The sequence below is a fragment of the Methylocella silvestris BL2 genome (assembly GCF_000021745.1).
Taxonomy (GTDB): Bacteria; Pseudomonadota; Alphaproteobacteria; order Rhizobiales; family Beijerinckiaceae; genus Methylocapsa; species Methylocapsa silvestris.
Genome location: NC_011666.1, coordinates 430,616 through 445,225, shown reverse-complemented (window position 1 = coordinate 445,225; position 14,610 = coordinate 430,616). Strand labels below are relative to the sequence as shown.

13 protein-coding genes are annotated in these 14,610 nt (G+C 64.4%); 10 read left to right on the top strand and 3 right to left on the bottom strand.

Features of this window, described 5'->3' with window-relative positions:
- The first annotated feature begins 28 nt into the window (after window positions 1-28).
- The 9 genes from MSIL_RS02060 (at window position 29) to xseA (ending at window position 10,959) form a co-directional block, all read left to right on the top strand.
- Window positions 29-1,291: a glucoamylase family protein gene (locus tag MSIL_RS02060; protein WP_012589450.1), complete on the top strand. Its 1,263-nt coding sequence runs from the start codon at window positions 29-31 to the stop codon at window positions 1,289-1,291.
- A complete protein-coding gene (locus MSIL_RS02055) occupies window positions 1,288-2,721 on the top strand; it encodes a glycoside hydrolase family 15 protein (protein ID WP_012589449.1) in 1,434 nt (477 codons plus the stop codon). The genes MSIL_RS02060 and MSIL_RS02055 overlap by 4 nt, the downstream gene beginning before the upstream one ends.
- Window positions 2,718-3,617, top strand: a complete 900-nt coding sequence (locus tag MSIL_RS02050; protein WP_012589448.1) for a LysR family transcriptional regulator — start codon at window positions 2,718-2,720, stop codon at window positions 3,615-3,617. The genes MSIL_RS02055 and MSIL_RS02050 overlap by 4 nt, the downstream gene beginning before the upstream one ends.
- Before the next feature lie 109 nt (window positions 3,618-3,726).
- A complete protein-coding gene (locus tag MSIL_RS02045; RefSeq protein WP_012589447.1) occupies window positions 3,727-5,025 on the top strand; it encodes a DUF3422 family protein in 1,299 nt (432 codons plus the stop codon).
- A gap of 121 nt (window positions 5,026-5,146) precedes the next feature.
- Window positions 5,147-6,835 carry a cation:proton antiporter domain-containing protein gene (locus MSIL_RS02040; RefSeq protein ID WP_012589446.1) on the top strand — a complete coding sequence of 563 codons (1,689 nt, stop codon included), beginning with the start codon at window positions 5,147-5,149 and terminating at the stop codon, window positions 6,833-6,835.
- A 120-nt stretch (window positions 6,836-6,955) separates the two neighbouring features.
- Window positions 6,956-7,504, top strand: a complete 549-nt coding sequence (locus tag MSIL_RS02035; RefSeq protein WP_012589445.1) for a sigma-70 family RNA polymerase sigma factor — start codon at window positions 6,956-6,958, stop codon at window positions 7,502-7,504.
- Window positions 7,501-8,217, top strand: coding sequence for an anti-sigma factor (locus MSIL_RS02030; protein ID WP_012589444.1), 717 nt, complete (start codon window positions 7,501-7,503; stop codon window positions 8,215-8,217). The genes MSIL_RS02035 and MSIL_RS02030 overlap by 4 nt, the downstream gene beginning before the upstream one ends.
- Before the next feature lie 132 nt (window positions 8,218-8,349).
- Window positions 8,350-9,318 (top strand): hypothetical protein, encoded by a 969-nt coding sequence (locus MSIL_RS02025; protein WP_012589443.1) that lies wholly within the window; start codon window positions 8,350-8,352, stop codon window positions 9,316-9,318.
- A 75-nt stretch (window positions 9,319-9,393) separates the two neighbouring features.
- Window positions 9,394-10,959 (top strand): exodeoxyribonuclease VII large subunit, encoded by a 1,566-nt coding sequence (gene xseA / locus MSIL_RS02020; protein WP_012589442.1) that lies wholly within the window; start codon window positions 9,394-9,396, stop codon window positions 10,957-10,959.
- Window positions 10,960-10,971: 12 nt separating this feature from the next.
- On the opposite strand, the gene MSIL_RS02015 is transcribed toward xseA, so the two are convergent.
- Entirely contained in the window at window positions 10,972-11,358 is a 387-nt protein-coding gene (locus tag MSIL_RS02015; protein WP_012589441.1) for a VOC family protein, read from the bottom strand.
- A 7-nt stretch (window positions 11,359-11,365) separates the two neighbouring features.
- The gene (gene murI, locus MSIL_RS02010; RefSeq protein ID WP_012589440.1) at window positions 11,366-12,205 is read right to left on the bottom strand and encodes a glutamate racemase; all 840 of its coding nucleotides are present in this window, start codon (window positions 12,203-12,205) and stop codon (window positions 11,366-11,368) included.
- A 130-nt stretch (window positions 12,206-12,335) separates the two neighbouring features.
- Here murI and MSIL_RS02005 point away from each other — a divergent pair, with 130 nt between their 5' ends.
- A complete protein-coding gene (locus tag MSIL_RS02005) occupies window positions 12,336-13,754 on the top strand; it encodes an MFS transporter (RefSeq protein WP_012589439.1) in 1,419 nt (472 codons plus the stop codon).
- On the opposite strand, the gene MSIL_RS02000 is transcribed toward MSIL_RS02005, so the two are convergent.
- A complete protein-coding gene (locus tag MSIL_RS02000; RefSeq protein ID WP_012589438.1) occupies window positions 13,727-14,572 on the bottom strand; it encodes an RNA methyltransferase in 846 nt (281 codons plus the stop codon). The genes MSIL_RS02005 and MSIL_RS02000 overlap by 28 nt on opposite strands.
- Between the last annotated feature and the right edge of the window lie 38 nt (window positions 14,573-14,610).

Below are 14,610 nucleotides of genomic sequence, written 5' to 3'. Positions count from 1 at the left end.
AACAAGAAGAAGAATCGCGGGGAGCTTCATGACCAACGCCAAACCTCCGCAACGCTCCGATGAGGCGCTGCTAGATCTCGTTCAGCGCAAAAGCTTCCTCTTTTTCTGGGACGGGGCGCATCCTGTCAGCTTCCTCGCGCGCGACCGCACCGGGCTGGAGAGCGACGCTGAAGACGATCTCGTTTCGATCGGCGGCAGCGGCTTTGGCGTTCTCGCCATCGTCGTCGCGGCGGCGCGAGGCTTTGTCACGCGCGAGGCTGCCGCTGAAAGGCTCATGGCGATGGTCCGCTTTCTCGAGCGCACGCCCTCCTACCACGGTCTCTTTCCCCATTTCATGAACGGACGCACAGGCGCGACCATCCCTTTCGGCCGCAAAGACGATGGCGGGGATCTTGTCGAGACGGCGCTGCTGTTTCAGGGACTTTTGTGCGCGCGGGCCTATTTTAACGCCGACGGCGTCGAGCAGGAGCTGCGCAATCATATCACCTGGCTGTGGAGCGAGGTGGAGTGGAGCTGGCATGCGCGCGACGGCCGCAAGGCGCTGACCTGGCACTGGAGCCCAAACAACGGCTTCAGCATCGACGTCGAGGTCCGCGGCTGGAATGAATGCCTGATTGCCTATGTCCTGGCGGCGGCCGCGCCGCGCTATTGCATCGACCCGATCGTCTATCACGCCGGCTATGCGCAGAGCCGCACCTTTCTCAACGGCAGGACCTACTACGGGCTGGAGCTGCCCTTGGGCCCCGATTACGGCGGCCCGCTGTTCTTCGCGCATTACTCCTTCTGCGGGCTCGATCCGCGCGGCCTCGTCGACGACTACGCCGACTACTGGCGCCAGAACGTGCAACATACGGTGATAAACCATACGCATTGCGTGCTGAACCCCGGCGGCTTCAAAGGCTATGGCCCATCGAGCTGGGGATTGACCGCGAGCGACGATCCCGCCGGCTATATGGCCCATGCGCCGGACCTTGATAATGGCGTCATCTCGCCAACCGCCGCCCTCTCCAGTTTTCCCTATGCGCCAGCCGAGGCGATGCGCGCGCTGCGCCATTTTCACGACGATCTGGGCGACTGGATTTTCGGACGATTCGGCTTCGTCGACGCCTTCAGCCAAACGCATGGATGGCGGGCGGAGACCTATCTTGCGATCGATCAGGGGCCGATCGTCGCCATGATCGAGAACTACCGCTCAGGATTGTTGTGGCGCCTGTTCATGTCTGATCCCGACGTCCGGCGTGGCCTGACGCGTCTGCGCTTTCGCTCGCCGCATCTTGGCGGCCAGACATGAGCGCTCCCTTCAAACAACAGGCGTCGCTCGATGTCTGGATGCGCCGTCAATATGGGCTTTCCGCCGCGAAAATGATGAGCGCCATTTCACGGGTCGACCTCGTCAAGGAGCGGCGCGGTTTTGGACGGCTGTTGCGGCCGGCGAAAGGCTCGATCCTCGCTTCGCCCGTGATCGCCGCCTATGATCCGGACCCCGACTATTTCTTCCACTGGCTGCGCGATTCTGCCGTTATCATTGACGCCTTGCGGCTGTTGATCGAGAGCGAGGAAATCGCGCGGCCCGAGGGCCTTGCGCATTTTTCCGATTTCCTCGGCTTCAGCCTGACGCTGTGCGGTCTCGACGGGCGCTCATTTCTGGCGGGAGCCGGCGATTACCGGGCGAAGGTCGAGCCTCATTTCGCGCAATTTCTGCGGCCCGAGGCGGATCTTCTCGCCATCTCAGGCGACGATATCTTGGGCGAACCGAGATTCGATCCCGACGGTTCGATCGACATCCTGAAATGGTCGCGGCCGCAACATGATGGGCCGGCCCTGCGCGTGCTCGCGGTCGCCCGATTCTGCCAGTCGGTCGGCCCGGGGCCGGACATTTTCAAGCAGGCGGAAGAGCTCATCATCCGCGATCTCGGCTTCACCTTCGCCCGCTGGCGCGCGCCATCTTTCGATATCTGGGAGGAAGAGCTCGGGCGCCACTATTATACGCAGCTCGTCCAATGCGAGGCGTTGCGCGAGGGCGGCTTATGGCTCGAGTCGCGCGGCGCAATCGAGAGCGCCACCGCATATCTTGACGCATCGCAGGAGATCGCCGCGGGCCTCGACGACTTCTGGAGCGCGCCGCAAGGTTTTGTACGAAGCCGCATCGCCGCGGCGGGCTCCGGCCCGCAAAAGGAGCTCGACATCGCGACCGTGCTCGCTGTGATCCACGCCGGGCGCGAGGCTGGCGCGCATAGCGTGTGCGACTCGAGACTGATTGCGACGCTTGGCCGGCTCGAAGCGCTTTTCGCCGATGCCTATACAATCAACACGACACAACCGGGCGCAGACGCCCCGGCAATGGGCCGCTATGACGGCGATCGCTACTACAGCGGCGGCGCCTATTTTTTCTCGACGCTCGGCGCGGCAGAATTCCATTTCAAAGCGGCGCAGGCCGTGGCGAAGGGTTTCCTCCACGACGCCTCGGAATGGGCGCGCATCGGGCTCGATTCAAAACATGACGGTCATCATCTCTTTGAGGCGCTCCTGCGGTGCGGCGATCTGTTCATGACGACGGTCGCCGCCTACACGTCGGAGAACGGCGACCTCTCCGAACAATTCGATCAAACGACTGGCGTCCAGACATCGGCTAAAAATCTCGCCTGGAGCCACGCCGCTTTCATCAGCGCCTACGCCAGCCGGGAGAAGGCGCTTCGTTCCGCCAAAGGCGTCTCGCCGTGATCGAGAAGCTGGAATTCCTGCTCGCGCTGGCGCGGGAGCGTAATTTCAGCCGCGCGGCGGAATTCTGCGGCGTCACCCAGCCGACGCTGTCAGCTGGCATCAAGCAGCTGGAAGAGACGCTCGGAGTGCTGCTCGTCAATCGCAGCTCGCGGTTCCATGGCCTGACGCCGGATGGCGAGCGCGTGCTGGAATGGGCCAAGCGCATCGTCGCCGACGCGCGCGCGATGCGTCAGGAAATCCGCTCGCCGAAAAAATCTCTCATTGGTCATTTGACCCTTGCCGTCGTGCCGACCGCGCTTGGCATGGTGCAAAAACTCACCGTTCCCTTCCGCGAAAAGCACCCGCAAGTGCGCTTTACAATTCTCTCGCAAACCTCGCGCGAGATTTTGATCATGCTCGACGGATTGCAGATCGACGCCGGCCTCACCTATGTCGACAATGAACCGCTCGGCCACATTCGCGCGACGCCGCTTTATCGCGAGCGATACAGGCTGCTGACCTCCGCCGATCAGCCGCTCGGCGATCGCGCCTCCGTGACGTGGAAAGAGGTGGCGAAAATCCCGCTTTGCCTGCTGACGCCGGACATGCAGAACCGCCGGATCATCGACCGCATGCTCGCAAGCTCGGCGCCGACCGACGCGCCGATGCTGGAATCGAATTCGATGGTGGTGCTCGCTGCTCATGTGAGAACGGGCCAATGGGCGAGCATCATTCCCGAAACCTTCGCCGACATCCTCGACCAGACGCAGTCGCTGCGTTCGATTCCGATCGTTGAGCCGAAGGAGGTCCAGACGATCGGGCTTGTGCTGCCGCGCCGCGAACCGATGCCGCCGCTCTCGCGCGCCCTGCTTGCGGAGGCGACCCGTCTCGCCGCGCTTGAGGGCGTCCCGGCATGAAGACGCCGGGCGAGGATTGACATTTTCCAGCCTTTGCCGCGACGCATGGTCCGGCCATGCCAAAAGAGACAAAACTCAGATTTCAGGGGCGATTTGCGTGAACGATGAAATGACCTCATCCGAGAGCGGCTTTCGGGAGCACCCCCTTCGCTCGCGCGTGCTGGCCGAGGTCCATGCCCGCCCGTTCGAGTCGATGGCGGGTCCGAAGCGCATCCTGCATTTTGCGTTCATGACCGACTATGAGGAGGCCGAACGCGCGCAGGCCGCGCTGGCGCAATTCTGCCTCGACCGCGCCGCGCCTCCGCCGCTCGCGGGCGCAAGGCGCCACCGCGTCGAACTGGCGCCGGTCGTGCTGCGCTGGGAGCGGCATGGCGAATTTTTGACCTACACATGGGAGTTTTCGCAGGAGAATGACGGCGATCCCGAACGAACCGCCTTCAGGCCAGGCGCCGGCGAACTCGCCAAGATCATGCGCATGCTGCCGCAGCCGGGTCCGCTGATCGTCGCGGTCGATCTCGACGTCGTGCCCGAAGCCCGCCTCGGCGAGGGCTGGCTGCGCCTGTTCGGCCAGGCCGAACTCGCGGCGGCCGAAGTCTCGCATGGCGCGGCGATCGTGGCGACGGATTTTCGCGCCGACGTCTACGGCTTTGTCCGCATTCTCGTCATCGACCGCAAGCTCACCGAGCTTGAAGCGGGCGCGCTGGCGCAGCGGCTGCTCGAACTCGAAACCTACCGCACGCTGGCGCTGCTTGGCCTGCCGCGCGCGCAGGACCTCTCGCCCGCCATCAGCCGCATCGAGGCCGAACTGCCGCGCCTGATCGCGCAAATGAGCGATAGCGAAGGCCTCGAGGCCAGCCGGCAATTGCTCGGGCGGCTTAACGCGCTCGCCGCCGAACTTGAAACCGGGGCGGCGCAAAGCCTCTATCGCTTCGGCGCGACCAAAGCCTATCACGAGGTCGTCGAGCTGCGCCTCAAGGGAATCGGCGAACATGCGATCGGCGACATTCCGACCCTCGCCGCCTTCCTCAGCCGGCGGCTGACGCCGGCGATTCGCACGGTCGCCGCGATCGAGGCCCGTCAGGACACGCTCTCGCAAAAGCTCGCTCGCGCAGCGCAATTGCTCAGAACCCGCGTCGAAGTCGAGCTCGAGAGCCAGAACCAGAATCTGCTGCGCACCATGAATGAGCGCGTGCGCATGCAATTGCGGCTGCAGCAAACGGTCGAAGGCCTCTCCGTCGCGGCAATTACCTATTATATCTCCTCGATTATCCATCTGATGCTGGAGGGCGCGCATCAGCAGGAGCATGAGCTGAACCCAGCGCTGGCGACGGCGATCGCCGTTCCCTTCATCGCGGGTTTCGTCTGGTGGAACGTGCGCCGACTGCGCGAGCGCCATCCGGTCGACTGACCGCCTCGTTCACGCTTTTTGTGCGTTGTCCGGCTGCACAGCGGATGGCGAAGGCTCGCGGCGATGCTTATGATGCGCGGCGGCGCGTCGAGCGCTAGCCTGGCAAAAGGAAAACTCACCTGTGCATCACGAAGTCCCGCTTATCACCACGATCGCCGCGGCCTTCGGATTTGCGCTTGTTCTGGGATTTGCCGCGGCCAAACTGAAATTGCCCTCGCTCGTCGGCTATCTCATCGCCGGCGTCATCATCGGTCCCTATTCGCCGGGCTTCACCGCCAATGCCGAAATCGCGGCGCAGCTCGCCGAGATCGGCGTGATGCTGCTGATGTTCGGCGTCGGGCTACATTTCTCGCTCGACGATCTCTGGGACGTGCGCAAGGTCGCGCTGCCGGGCGCCGTGCTGCAGATCACCGTCGCGACTGCGCTCGGCGCAGCGCTCGCTCATCTTTGGGGCTGGAGTCTTGGCGGCGCGCTGGTATTTGGCCTCGCCCTGTCCGTCGCCAGCACGGTCGTGCTTTTGAAGGCGCTGGAGACCCGCGGCATCCTCGACACCACCAACGGCCGCATCGCGGTTGGCTGGCTGATCGTCGAGGATCTCGCCATGGTGCTTGTCCTCGTTCTGCTGCCGCCGCTGTCAAACGCCCTGAGCGGCGGCGAAGCCGGCCCGGACATCTGGTGGACGCTCGAAGTCACCATCGCCAAGATCGCCGCTTTCGTCGCCTTGATGCTGGTGATCGGCCGGCGCGTTTTTCCGTGGCTTTTGTGGCAGGTGACCCGCACCGGCTCGCGCGAATTGTTTACCCTCTGCGTCGTCGCCGCCGCGGTCAGCCTCGCTTATGGCGCGGCCGAACTCTTCGGCGTCTCCTTCGCGCTCGGCGCCTTTTTCGCCGGCATGGTGATCCGCGAATCGGAATTCAGCCACCGCGCGGCAGAAGAGACGCTGCCGCTGCGCGACGCTTTCGCCGTGCTGTTCTTCGTTTCGGTCGGCATGCTGTTTGACCCCCACATCCTGATCGAACAGCCCTGGCGCGTCCTGGCTGTCGTTGCGATCATCATCATCGGCAAGTCGCTGGCGGCGGCGGGCCTCGTTCTTTTGTTCCGTTATCCGCTGAATACTGCGCTGACCGTCTCCGCCAGCCTTGCCCAGATCGGCGAATTCTCATTCATTCTGGCGAGCCTTGGCATGAGCCTTGGCCTTCTGCCGCGCGAAGGACAAAGCCTGATCCTCGCCGGCGCGCTGATTTCGATCACGCTGAATTCCCTCGTCTTCAGCGCTCTCGAGCCGATCCAGCGCTGGATCCGCTCGAATTCTGCGCTGGCGCGAATGGTCGAGCGCTCGGATGATCCGCTCTCCGAGCTGCCGATGTCGACCGAGGATAAATATCTTGCGGGACAGGTTGTGCTGGTCGGCTATGGGCGGGTTGGACGGCGCATCGGCGCCGCGATGACCGAGGCCGGCATTCCCTTCGTTGTGGTCGACCAGAATCGCGAGCTGGTCGAGCAATGCCGAAGCAAGAATATCCCCGCCGTTTTTGGCGACGCCGCGGAAATCGCGGTGCTGATCCAGGCGCATATCTCCAAGGCGAGCCTGCTCGTCATCGCGACGCCCGACACGCTCGACGTGCGCGCGATGATCAGCACCGCCCGCAAGGTCAATTCGTCGATCGAAACCGTCGTGCGCACCCATAATGAGGAGGAAGCCGGCCTGCTGCGGCAGGAAAAGGCCGGCATCGTGTTCCTTGGCGAGCAGGAGCTCGCCAATGGCATGACCCATTATGTTCTGCAGCGATTTGGCCGCGAGGCGGCGTAGGGCGGCGCACGGCCGCCGCGCCGCTGGCGCCCGTCGCCGATTTTGCTAGAGTTCGCGCGCCGTCTTCGTCGAGCGAAGGCGGCTTTGACATCTTAGCGCCGCCGCGGGAGAAGCGCCGTCATGCCGAAAGATGAGGCGAGCCTCGTCGATTTGATCGCCGCTGTCGCGGACGGCGACCGCGACGCGTTTCAAGCGCTTTACGATGCGACAAGCGCGAAACTTTTTGCGATCATCTTGCGTATCATTCGCAACAGATCGACGGCGGAAGACATTTTACAGGACGTCTATCTGCGGGTCTGGCGCAATGCTTCAAGCTATGCGCCCGAGGCGGGACCGCCCATGGCCTGGCTGAATTCCATCGCGCGAAACCGGACCATCGACGTGTTGCGTCGAAAGAGTTTCTTCGCCCCGCCCGCGTCGGACGAAACCGACTGGTATGAGAAGATCGCCTCGCCGCGCGACGAGGAGGCTGAGCTTATCGACATCGGCGCGCTGCGCCATTGTCTTGGCGGCATCGAGGAGCCCAACCGCAGCTGCGTGCTCCTTGCCTACTATGAAGGCTATTCGCGCGAGGAGCTCGCCGTCCGTTTCGACAAGTCTGTGAATACGATCAAAACCTGGCTGCACCGCAGCCTTCTCGCCCTCCGGGCGTGCCTGGACAAACTATGATGAGCGACGAACGCGAAATTGCCGCGGCGGAATATGTGCTTGGCACGCTGCATGCCGACGAGCGCACGCTGTTCGCGAGCGCGCTCGCCAATGACGCCGAGGCGCGGGACGCCGTCGCCGCCTGGGAAAAGCGTCTCGCGCCCCTGCGCCAGGCGCTCGACGAGATCGCGCCGCCGCCGGAAGTCTGGGAGCGTATCGAAGACGCCCTGCCCGCGACGACGTTCGCCGCGATCATTGACGGCGATCGCGACGACGATGTCTCCAATGTAACCGCGCTTCGCCGCACCGCGTCGATCTGGCGCAGCGCCGCGCTTTTCGCTGGCGCGCTCGCGGCCGGGCTCGCCATTCTCACCGTCTCGCGCGAACTGGCGCGCCATCCCGCCGTGCAGCCGTCCTATGTCGCAGTGGTCAATCGCGGCGGCGATTTGCCGGCGCTGGTCGTGCGCGTCGATCTCGCTGACGGAACCGTGTATGTGCGCCCCGTCGCTGCGCAAACCCCGTCCGGCAAGAGTCTCGAGCTCTGGTACATCGGCGAGGGCAAGGCGCCGAAATCGATGGGCGTCATCAGCGACGCCGCTGCGAAAATGCCGCTCCCGGCGGGGCTCTCGACGCAGAAGGCGGTTTTCGCCGTCACACTCGAACCGCAAGGCGGCTCGCCGACCGGCGATCCGACCGGCCCGGTGGTTTATTCCGGTCAATTGATCAAGGAGTGAGCGCCGCTGGCCGACGTTCACCAAAATGGAATTCTTCAGCAAAGTTGGTAGAATTTTTCCCGATTTGCAGGAATACTCTCCTCCGCGCCGATCCACACGAGATCGGCGCCGCCATAGAGGCCGGAGGATCGCGTGCGCGCGCAAACGGGACCGGAGGCCGCGCGCAGCCCAGTCTCCGCGCGCACGCACAGGGCTTTCGGCCTCTTCGCCAGTCTGGCGGCCGCCCTTCTGCTGTCGACAGCCTATCTTCGGGCGCAGGAGGCGGATAGCGAGGCCGACGAAAAATCCCGCCCGCTCGAAACCAAGAACATCTTCGGCTTCACCTCCGGCACGGACATCGGTCCCGACCAGGATCGCGAGATGGAGTTCGAAACCAATCTCGCCTTCGGCAAGCGCAATGGCGTCTATAATGTCGGCAGCCAGAAGGCGACTCTCGAAGTCAATCCGACCGATTGGCTGGAGATCGACACCGGATTCAGCGGAGCGTTCGGCAGGATTCGCGGCGTTGACGGCCTCGCCGACCGCAGCGCCGTAAATTTCGGCGGCGCAGACACGAAATTCAGCTTCGTTCTTGTGCACAGAAGCCCGGCGACGCCGGTTGGCTTTACGGTTTCGATCGAACCCGAATGGTCGCGCATCAGCGAGGCGGCGCGGGTGAACTGGTCCTTTTCCGCCGAGACGCGGCTCATTTTCGACACGGAGCTCGTGCCGACAAAACTCTACGGAGCGCTGAACGTTATTTACGCCCCCGAAGTCGCAAGCGATCCTGAAAGCTTCGCCGTCGAGCGGAGCTCGCGCTCCGGAATTTCGGGGGCGCTCGCCTATTCGTTCGATCCGGCGCTGACGCTGGGGGCGAAGCAGATCGTTCTCGGCGCCGAACTCGAATATCAACGCGCTTATGAAAATTTTGGGCTGACGCGATTTGCCGGCGACGCGCTTTTCTTTGGCCCGACTTTTTACGTTCATTTCAACGAGCGGCTGTTTCTCGCCGCCGCCATTTCGACGCAGATCGCCGGGCGTCAGGCGGGGGATGCGCGTCCGCTCGATCTTGGCGACTTTTCCCGCAACAAGGCGCAGATGACGATCGGCGTCGATTTTTGAAGCAGCGGCGCGGCTTGACTTCAAAACAGCGATGGGCTCGGCTCGGCGCCAGAACCCGTTGAAAATTTGAGCCTCATGCCAGAGCCCGTCGCGAGCAATGCTCCCGAACTCACCGTTTCCGAACTCTCGAACGCCCTCAAGCGGACGATCGAGGATCGCTTCGGCTTTGTGCGACTGCGAGGCGAGATTTCAAACTATCGCGGCCCGCATTCCTCCGGCCACGCCTATTTCTGCCTGAAAGACGCCGGCGCGCGCATCGACGCGGTGATCTGGAAGGGCGTATTTGGCCGATTGCGCGTTAAGCCTGAAGAAGGGCTCGAGGTCATCGCCACCGGCAAGATCACCACTTTCCCGGGCAAATCGAGCTATCAGATCATTGTCGAGGCGATCGAGCCCGCCGGCGTCGGCGCCCTCATGGCGCTGTTCGAGGAGCGGCGTCGCAAGCTCGCGGCCGAGGGCCTGTTCGACGAAGCGCGCAAGAAAGCGCTGCCATTTCTGCCGCTGCGCGTCGGCGTCATCACCTCGCCGACCGGAGCGGTGATCCGCGACATTCTGCATCGCATCAAGGACCGGTTTCCGCGGCATGTCCTGGTCTGGCCGGTCCGGGTTCAGGGCGAAACCTCCGCTGCGGAAGTCGCCGCCGCAATCGCGGGATTCGGCGCCCTGCCCGAGGACGGTCCGCTGGCGCGCCCGCATGTGATCATCGTCGCGCGCGGCGGCGGCTCGCTTGAAGACCTCTGGAGTTTCAATGAGGAGATCGTCGTCCGCGCCGTGGCGGCGAGCGCCATTCCGCTGATCTCGGCGATCGGGCATGAGACGGACTGGACGCTGATCGACCATGCCGCGGATCTGCGCGCTCCGACCCCGACGGGCGCCGCCGAAAAGGCGGTGCCGGTGCGCCTCCAGCTCATCGCCGACGTCGCCGATCTCTCCCGCCGCCATGCGGGCGCGATGGCCCGCCTTCTCGACCGCCGGCGCAGCGAGGCGCGTGCGCTTTCCCGCGCCTTGCCGCTCCCGGAAGAGATTCTGGCCCTGCCCCGGCAGAAGCTCGATCACGCGGGGCGCCGCTTCGCCAACGCGATTTTGCGCGCGCACGACCACTATTCGCTCGCGCTTGGGCGGGCGGCGCAGCGCCTCGCGCGGCAGACGCCGCGGGCGCGGATGGCGCGCGCGGGCGAAAAACTCGCCGGGCTTCAACAGCGAATGCAACGATCGGCCGTGATCGGGCGAGAGCGTCGCGCCGCGGCGCTGAACAGCCTCGGCGAACGTCTCATCAATGCCCGTCTCTCCCGCGCGCGCGCGGAGCAGGAAAGAACGGCGGCGGCGCGCCACCGGCTCGACGTGCTAGGCCCGCGCCTGTTGCGCGCGGTCCATGAAAAAATCGCCGCGCGGCGCGCCGAGCTGCGGCGATTGGATCAGCTCCGCGAAAGTCTCGGCTACAAAAATGTGCTGGCGCGCGGTTTTGCGCTTGTGCGTGACGCGGAGGGCAATCCGCTGCGCCTCGCCGCCGCCATCACGGACGGCGCCCTGCTGGATCTCCAATTCGCCGACGGCCATAAACCCGCTGTCGCCGGGGCCGCGCCGGGCGCGCCGCGAAAGACGTCGGCCTCCCGCAAGCCAAGTCAGGGTTCGCTCTTTTAAAAGCGCCGGCGCCTATTCCGCATGATGACAAACGGCCTCGATATTGTTGCCGTCGGGATCGAGCACGAAGGCGGCGTAATAATTCGGATGATAATCTGCCCGCAGTCCCGGCGGCCCATTGTCCTTTGCGCCGGCCGACAGCGCCGCCGCGTAAAAGGCGTCGACCTGCGGCCGCGACAGCGCCTCGAACGCCACGTGAACGGCGCTTGCGGGGGCGCTCCCGTCGCTGATCCAGAAAAATGGTTTGCCGGCTCGTCCATATCCCGCATGGGCGGAGCCGCCGGTCTCCTGCGCCCAGACCTGCATCACGATTTCGATCCCGAGCGGCGCCAAAGCACGGTCGAAAAACGCCTTCGAGCGGGAAAAATCCGCAACCGGAACGCCAATATGATCGATCATGCGCGCCTCACGCAAAAACCAGCGGCATCGGCTCCAGCGCGATTTTTGCAATGCCGCGCAGGCGGAGCGCCTCGCGCAGTTTCGGCCCAGCCTCTTTGGAGCCCGTGAACACCGCGAGCGCCGGTTTTCGCGCAGTTTCACCCCCGCCGGCCGCAAAACCCAGTTCAGCCGTAAGCACATGGTCCGTGCGCCGCGCGATCGCCGGCGCCGGATCGATCCAGGCGACAGGCCAGGGCGCAAGGCGCTCGAATTGCGCGATCAGCAAGGGGTAATGGGTGCAGGCGAGCGCGATGGCGTCGGTGCGGCGTCCCTCCGCCTCGACAAAGGCCGGCGCGATCTCGTCAAGGATCGCGGCGTCCGACGGCGCGTCGCCCTGCATGAAATCTTCCGCGAGGCTGGCGAGGCGGCTCGATCCGACCAGCATCACCTTGCAATCGGCGGCATAGGCCTCGATCAGGCCGCGGGTATAGTCGCGCGCGACGGTTCCGGGCGTCGCCAGCACCGAAATCATCTTCGACTGCGATGTCTGCGCCGCCGGCTTGATCGCGGGCACGGTTCCGACAAACGGAAGATCTGGGAAGGCCGCGCGCAGATGCGGCAGCACAAGGGTCGAGGCCGTGTTGCAGGCGATGACCGCCACGTCTGGCGAAAATAAGTCGATCAGCCGTCCCATCACGGCGAGAACGCGGGGGGCGAGCGCTGTCGCCGGCAAGGCGCCGTAGGGAAAGCCTGCTTCATCGGCCGCATAGACGAATTGGGCATCGGGACGCAGCGCCGCGATCTCGGCGAACACGGTGAGGCCGCCGAGCCCCGAATCGAACACGAGAATTTTTGGCGGGCGGGACATCGATGGAACCGTAGCGATCTTTCCAGCCTTTCGTCACCTTGGGCCGCAGGCGCCGTCGCGGCCGCCAGCGTCGGATGCAAGCGCGCGAAAGGTTAAGGCAGTCTTGATTGGCGTAAAACAAGACGCAAAGATGGCGCCGGTCGAGACCGTGATTCCCGCGCGGCTCGATCGGCTCGCCTGGAGCTGGTTTCATACGCTTGTGGTCCTCGCGCTCGGCGTCACCTGGATTCTTGACGGGCTCGAAGTGACGCTGGCGGGCTCTGTCGCCGGCGCCCTCAAGGCGAGCCCAAGATTGCAATTCTCCGACGCCGACGTTGGACTTGCCTCGACCGCTTATCTCGTCGGCGCGGTGGCCGGCGCGCTGCTGTTTGGCTGGATGACCGATCGCCTCGGCCGCCGCCTTATGTTTTTCGCGACTCTCGGCCTTTATCTCGTCGGCGGCGCGGCCACGGCCCTGTCCTGGGATCTGCCGAGCTTCTGCCTCTTCCGCCTCCTCACCGGGGCCGGCATCGGCGGCGAATATAGCGCGATCAATTCGACGATTCAGGAGATGATCCCGGCCCGTTATCGCGGCCGGACGGACCTTGCCATTAATGGTTCGTTCTGGATCGGCGGCGCCCTTGGCGCGGCGAGTTCCCTGGCGCTGCTGGATCCGGCGATCATTGACCCGGAAACCGGCTGGCGCCTCGCCTTTATGATCGGCTCGCTGATCGGCCTCGCCGTGCTGGTTATGCGCCGCTTCATTCCCGAAAGCCCGCGCTGGCTCGTCATCCACGGCCGGCTCGACGACGCGGACCGCATCATGGATGAGATCGAGGCGAGTGCCGGGGCCGGCAAGGCGCCGGAAACGCTCAAACCCCTGCGCATCCGTCCGCGCCGCTTTACGCCGCTGCGCGAAGTGTTTCACACGCTCTTCGTGGTCTACCGCCAGCGCTCGCTCGTCGGCCTCGCGCTGATGGCCGCGCAGGCGTTCTTCTATAATGCAATTTTTTTTACTTATGCGCTTGTGCTGACGCGGTTTTATGGCGTTCCGGCCAATCATATCGGCTGGTTCATCCTGCCCTTTGCGCTGGCCAATTTTATGGGGCCGCTGGCGCTCGGGCCGCTCTTCGACAGCCTCGGCCGCAAGCCGATGATCAGTTTCACCTATGCGATTTCCGGCGCGCTTCTCGCCTTGAGCGGAGTGCTGTTCGCGTTCGAACTGGTTAGCGCGGCGCAATTGACCATCGCCTGGATGGTCATTTTCTTCTTCGCATCCGCCGCGGCGGGAGCCGCCTATCTGACGGTCAGCGAGACCTTTCCGGTCGAGATCAGGGCGCTCGCCATCGCCGTTTTCTACGCCGCCGGCACGGCGATCGGCGGCGCCGGAGCTCCGTATCTGCTTGGCGTCCTGATCGCGACCGGCTCGCGAATGAGCGTGCTGATTGGATATCTCATCGGCGCGGCGCTGATGCTGGCCGCCGCGCTGGCGCAATGGCTTTACGGCATTGCGGCCGAAGGCAGGCCTCTCGAGGCTGTCGCTCAGCCCTTGTCTTCGCTCACAGAATGAGGCTCGGCGGCTGTTCGTTTGGCGCGCGCTTTGGCCTCCGCCCGCGGACCCTCCACGAGCCGCACGATGGCGCCCCGCAGCGTGCTCACATCCTGCGCGGAGAGATCCAGCCTATGAAAGATATTCTTGATGTTTCGCCGCATCACCGGCGCCTTGTCGAGCGGACGGAAGAATCCGACCCGCTCCAATTCCCCTTCGAGATAGGCGAAGAACGACAAAACCATCTCGCGCGGCGCCGGCGGTGAGCGCGGATCGGCGACGAAGGGCGCCTTCGCCTCGGTGGACGCGCGCATCCATTCATAGCCGATCAGCAGCACCGCCTGCGCGAGGTTGAGCGAGGCATAGGCGGGATTGACCGGAAAGGTGATCAGCCTGTCGGCGAGCGCCACCTCGTCGTTGGAGAGGCCAGTGCGTTCGGGCCCGAACATCACGCCGCCCTTCGCGCCGCCGGCAATCGCCAACGCTGCGCCCGGCAGGGCCTCGGCGGGCGTCAGCACCGGCTTGTGCTGGCCGCGTTCGCGCGCCGTCGTTGCAAACACGAAATTAAGGTCCGCGACCGCCTCTTCCGGCGTGTCGTAAAGCTTTGCCCCTTCGAGCAGATGGACCGCCCCGGCGGCGGCGGCATGCGCGCCCTTCTTCAAGGCGCCGGTGCGCGGCCAGCCTTCGCGCGGCGACACAAGCCTTAGATCGGAAAGACCGAAATTGGCCATCGCCCGCGCGCACATGCCGATATTCACGGCAAGCTGCGGGCGAACCAGGATGATCGCCGGGCCGCCGGTCAGGCATTCCTTGGTGTGGTCGGTTCCGGCCCCGGTCATGGGCGGCGAGATCCTTTTGATTTCGTTCTCCGCCGGTG

Bases quoted from the DNA above. Each gene is read 5' to 3' on its own strand.
- MSIL_RS02015 (WP_012589441.1), bottom strand. From the start codon at position 11,358: ATGATCGATCATATTGGCGTTCCGGTTGCGGATTTTTCCCGCTCGAAG.
- MSIL_RS02030 (WP_012589444.1), top strand. From the start codon at position 7,501: ATGATGAGCGACGAACGCGAAATTGCCGCGGCGGAATATGTGCTTGGC.
- MSIL_RS02035 (WP_012589445.1), top strand. From the start codon at position 6,956: ATGCCGAAAGATGAGGCGAGCCTCGTCGATTTGATCGCCGCTGTCGCG.
- MSIL_RS02060 (WP_012589450.1), top strand. From the start codon at position 29: ATGACCAACGCCAAACCTCCGCAACGCTCCGATGAGGCGCTGCTAGAT.
- MSIL_RS02045 (WP_012589447.1), top strand. From the start codon at position 3,727: ATGACCTCATCCGAGAGCGGCTTTCGGGAGCACCCCCTTCGCTCGCGC.
- xseA (WP_012589442.1), top strand. From the start codon at position 9,394: ATGCCAGAGCCCGTCGCGAGCAATGCTCCCGAACTCACCGTTTCCGAA.
- MSIL_RS02005 (WP_012589439.1), top strand. From the start codon at position 12,336: ATGGCGCCGGTCGAGACCGTGATTCCCGCGCGGCTCGATCGGCTCGCC.
- MSIL_RS02055 (WP_012589449.1), top strand. From the start codon at position 1,288: ATGAGCGCTCCCTTCAAACAACAGGCGTCGCTCGATGTCTGGATGCGC.
- murI (WP_012589440.1), bottom strand. From the start codon at position 12,205: ATGTCCCGCCCGCCAAAAATTCTCGTGTTCGATTCGGGGCTCGGCGGC.
- MSIL_RS02000 (WP_012589438.1), bottom strand. From the start codon at position 14,572: ATGACCGGGGCCGGAACCGACCACACCAAGGAATGCCTGACCGGCGGC.